The 4,682-nt window shown below is 32.4% G+C and carries 3 protein-coding genes and 6 tRNA genes; 3 read left to right on the top strand and 6 right to left on the bottom strand.

Annotated elements, in window-relative coordinates; all coding sequences use genetic code 11:
• Positions 1-277: 277 nt before the first annotated feature.
• From TP70_RS09270 to TP70_RS09260, 3 genes are all read left to right on the top strand, one after another.
• Complete coding sequence (locus TP70_RS09270; protein ID WP_160149177.1) at positions 278-1,360, top strand: SAP domain-containing protein; 1,083 nt, start codon at positions 278-280, stop codon at positions 1,358-1,360.
• Positions 1,361-1,469: 109 nt separating this feature from the next.
• Positions 1,470-2,441, top strand: a complete 972-nt coding sequence (locus TP70_RS09265; protein ID WP_044361180.1) for a DUF6414 family protein — start codon at positions 1,470-1,472, stop codon at positions 2,439-2,441.
• Positions 2,442-2,876: 435 nt separating this feature from the next.
• Entirely contained in the window at positions 2,877-3,944 is a 1,068-nt protein-coding gene (locus tag TP70_RS09260) for a tyrosine-type recombinase/integrase (protein ID WP_044361179.1), read from the top strand.
• Between the two features lie 182 nt (positions 3,945-4,126).
• Here TP70_RS09260 and TP70_RS09255 read toward each other — a convergent pair.
• The 6 genes from TP70_RS09255 to TP70_RS09230 all read right to left on the bottom strand — a co-directional run bounded on the left by TP70_RS09255 (position 4,127) and on the right by TP70_RS09230 (position 4,669).
• A tRNA-Ser gene (locus TP70_RS09255) sits at positions 4,127-4,215 on the bottom strand.
• 48 nt (positions 4,216-4,263) lie between these two features.
• A tRNA-Glu gene (locus TP70_RS09250) sits at positions 4,264-4,335 on the bottom strand.
• A gap of 1 nt (position 4,336) precedes the next feature.
• Positions 4,337-4,411, bottom strand: a tRNA-Asn gene (locus TP70_RS09245).
• A 10-nt stretch (positions 4,412-4,421) separates the two neighbouring features.
• Positions 4,422-4,495: transfer RNA gene (locus TP70_RS09240), tRNA-Gly, on the bottom strand.
• Between the two features lie 14 nt (positions 4,496-4,509).
• Positions 4,510-4,582 (bottom strand) — tRNA-His (locus TP70_RS09235).
• 14 nt (positions 4,583-4,596) lie between these two features.
• A tRNA-Phe gene (locus tag TP70_RS09230) sits at positions 4,597-4,669 on the bottom strand.
• Positions 4,670-4,682: the final 13 nt, after the last annotated feature.

Below are 4,682 nucleotides of genomic sequence, written 5' to 3'. Positions count from 1 at the left end.
GAGTACAGGCTCACATTGCCTTAACTCCTCCTATGACACCATCATAGTGGGAGTTAATTATTTAGTTAATGGTCTTTTTTTTAAGTGTCCTTGACATGGGGTCCACTTTACATGTTTGGGATGTTTAGGTTTTTTCTTTGTTTTTTCCGCATTTTCAGGAGTAGTGTCAATTCTAACTGGCAGGAGTGAAAATGTTTTTTTTAGTATTTTAATCACACTTTTTTTAATTCTTCTATCTTACTACTGTTTTCTTACTCTAAAAAATAAAAGGGGAAATTTGCAGTATAACCAAAAAAACAATTCAAACTCTGCTTTGTCACCAAAATACATAAATCCTATTTCAAAGCAGATAAATCAAAATAAACAAATAAAACAAGTTGACGAGGATACGGAAATTGTAGTTTCCGAATTAAGCACTGATAAAATTATAGATAATAATGAATATATTCCCCAAAAAACAAACGAACTTAATGCGCATGATTTATTAGTACTTCATCTACATAACAATCGAGAAGTAGGAAATGAAACTAGACACCATTCTTATTTTAAAGAGCATCAAATTGATATTGATAAAAATTTATCTCGTTTAATTAGTCTTAAAAAACTGGATATTAAAAGTGATTTTGATCACTCATTGCCACATTTGAAAGTTCCAGAGTTAAAACAAATATTAAGAGAAAACAACTTAAAATTGAGTGGCAATAAAAAAGATTTGATTGAAAGAATTAAACTAAATTTAAGCGCTCATGAAATCGATTTACCCAAAGTTTATGTCGCTACTTCAAATGCAGAAGAGACCCTTATAAACACTAAATATATAAAACATTTCTATAACTCAGACATCATAAGTCTTGCTGCTGCTAAAAAAATTATAGACAGTAACCTTAATGTTGATGACAAAATCGAATTCATTTATGTTTATCTAATTAACCAATTTAGAAAATCAAAGAGTGATAGAAATAAATTAAACCGTGTGATTTATAGTCTGATTATATACTACAAGTCTATCAATAAAAATGTAAACATAATACGAAAGTATATTAATTATAATACATTCATTTCAATGTCTATGTCTTTAGAACATTTGAAAGCTGTTATTCATTTTTCTAACTATTCAACAGAAAATAATTTATTAAATTATTTCCATCTCATTCATCGTGAATATTATGAAAATCAAATTTTTATAGAAAATATTAACAGAGATGTTCTTAAGAAGATGTTTTACCTAGATATCTCCAATTTTGAGTCAGTAGAAAAAAGTTTATGTGATGATTTCTTTGAATTAATTCTTGCAGAAATCCATAACAATACTTCTATAACATTGGAGGACATTATTACAATAAAATCCTTATTACTGTAGTAATATAAACTTCATTGTTATTTCTTAACGTATATTTGGCAAAGTAATTTTATAGTAGATGATTAAACCGCTTCATGCATTTAATAAATTAATTTTAGGAGTGAAAGTGATGAAAGATTTTCTATATTTAGATACTGATTCTATTTCGAGTATCTCAGCTCAATTATTTGAAGGTAATATACTTGAAATAATTGATGAGAAAGCAGAAGTTAGAGGTGAAAATATAACTGATAATTATGGTAGTAATGAAAAGAAAAGTAATTCTGCGAAATTGGGTATCAGTGCCACAAATGTTAGTGGAACTGCTGAAAATTCTACGTTTGAAAATAAAGCTGTTCAATTCATGAATAACGACACTTTCAAAATGGGGATAAAAAAAGCTTATGATGACTTCTTATACAATAAAGTATACGATGAATTAAATTCAAAAGAAGCAATACAACAATTAAAGGGTAGTAATCAATTTGATTTTGTTGCTATTGACGGTAATTATAGTGTGTTAGATTTACACACATCTTCTAAAATATTTGATACAGATTTACTTAGACAACTCCCATACATTAACGATCGACTTGAATTACCGAGTATTAAATCTTTAGAAGATAAATTTAAAAGTGCAGAAAGGCACCTTTCAAACTCAAGTTCAAAAAAAATTCCAAATCACTTTAAAGACCAAAATGAACTAATAGCTTTCTATAGTAGTTTCAAGGAACTGTCTGCGATAAAAACTTTTAATGAGATGAGCAAACACTTAAATGCCACTTTAGGTCATAAAATAATCTTAAACAAAGATAATACCATATTGATTGGCGACAGAGAACATTTGCGCATTCCAGGTGAAACCATATCTTTAGCAAACAAAATAAATCTAAAAGGTTTTGGTAGAAAAATAACTATAACAGAAAAAATATCTAATATAACTGACTTTCAAAACAAGAGTTCGGACACCCAAGAATTTCTTTCAAAAGGAACTCAAGGTATGTTAATGATATTCCTTAGTTCAGTGTTAAACTTAAACGAAGAAGACACCTTTGATATAATTCAACCAATTGGTTTGGAATTCTCAAAAGTGTCTGAATAATTCTTTTTCAACATGTTTTTGAAGATTACTTTTATTCTCATATGCTCTATGCTTTAAGCTTCTTTGTTTAACAGTTTCATAGTTTGTTCGGTGACTTTTTAACATATCTATGCGTTCTTTTTCAATTAGATTGATTTTACTTTTAACTAATTTAATCATAATTAGCACCGCCCGTCTCTAGTGTGATTATAACACAATTGCTATCTCTCTGTAATTTTAGATATATAAGCATTCACCTTCTGCCGGTCAAAGCAAAGATAAAACGTAAAAACAAAATATAAAAGGAATAGAGAGAATATCCATGTTTAATTAAAAAGATAACCCCAGGAGCAAAGGAATTCTCAGACAATAATGTCCTACTCCCATCCGGGAACCCAACTTTATCCTTCACAAGTTATCTTAATGTTATTATAAATCATATTGTAGTTTAATTTAATGAGAATATACTGGGTAGCTCGCCTACCCTATATATTTTTAAGCAGAAATAGAACATACGTTCTCAAAGAAGAGAGGCGATATAAAAAGAAAGACTTTAAAACGAAAAGAGAAGCGACTGAAGCTGAAACAATTGCTAAAAACAAACTAATGCAAGGTATAGTTATTAACAACAAAAGTTCTTTTATCGACTATTATGAACAATGGATTGAAGTCAACAAAAAGAATGTAATTACAGATAAAGCATATCAGACGTATGTTAATGCTATTAATCAGTTCAAAAAATTTTTAGCAACTGAAAATCTAGACGACATTACATTAAACAACTTCTCGACTATTTTGTATCGTAAATTTATCAAATGGTATGGCGCTAATCACGCCACCGAATCGGTCAAAAAGATACACAATTGTCTAAAAGCATCTTTAACAGACGCAATACAAGAAGGTCTTATATATAAAGACCCCACATACAAGGCAGTGGTTAAAGGTAAAAAGCCAAGCCAACCAGAAGAAACCAAGTTTATGAATATAGAAGACTACAAAAAATTGAAAGCATATGTAGCAAGTCCCCCTATCCAATCATACCTTTTCATCTACATTTTAGTTATTACCGGAGGACGTTTTGGAGAAGTTCAAAAATTAACAACTGATGATATTGACTACTTAAATAATACGATTCATTTGAGAGGTACGAAAACAGAAACATCTGATCGTATTGTTGATGTTCCACTGGAAGATATGAAAACATTACGAACAACATTGTCAGAAATGCCAATCAATATGAATAAACAAATATTTAACACTGGTTACTCCCTGATAACAAACAATGCTGTTACGAAAGTTCTTCAAAAATTTTGTTTAGAAAACCGACTTGGTAAGCTCACATTGCATTCGATTAGACACACACACTGTTCTTATTTATTACACGGTGGCGTTTCAATTTACTATATATCAAAACGTCTTGGTCACTCTACTATCAAAACTACATTAGATGTTTATTCACACCTACTTGATGAAACTAATAAAATCGAGACCCAAAAGGCTCTAAAGCTAATAAAATCAATGTAGGGGACGTAATATTATTTCTCGGGGACGTTTTTCTATTTTTCCAGCATTTCGGGGACGTTTTGGGGACGTTCCAGTCAAAATGCCAAGTTTAACGAAATTTAACAAAACATAACAAAAAGCCGTCATATCAACGTTTATGGTTACGAGATACAACGGCAGAACAACGAAATATAAGCAAATACCGGAAGATGGGGGATCCGAACCCCCGAGACGCTTGTGGCGCCTACACACTTTCCAGGCGTGCTCCTTCGGCCAGCTCGGACAATCTTCCATATCAAAATAACAAAAAATCAGAAGCGATATTTCACTTCTGATTATATGACCCCTACGGGACTCGAACCCGTGTTACCGCCGTGAAAGGGCGGTGTCTTAACCGCTTGACCAAGGGGCCATGGCTCCACAGGTAGGACTCGAACCTACGACCGATCGGTTAACAGCCGATAGCTCTACCACTGAGCTACTGTGGAAAAATTAAAATGGAGCGGGTGATGGGAATCGAACCCACAACATCAGCTTGGAAGGCTGAGGTTTTGCCATTAAACTACACCCGCATTACAACGATATGGGCGGCTGATGGGAATCGAACCCACGAATGTCGGAACCACAATCCGATGCGTTAACCACTTCGCCACAACCGCCGTAATTTAAGAAGTGGTTCAGGACGGAATCGAACCGCCGACACAAGGATTTTCAGTCCTTTGCTCTACCGACTGAGCTACTGAACCATAATAATGGCGG

This window comes from Staphylococcus microti (assembly GCF_000934465.1).
Classification (GTDB): domain Bacteria; phylum Bacillota; class Bacilli; order Staphylococcales; family Staphylococcaceae; genus Staphylococcus; species Staphylococcus microti.
This window is presented reverse-complemented; position numbering and strand designations above follow the sequence as displayed.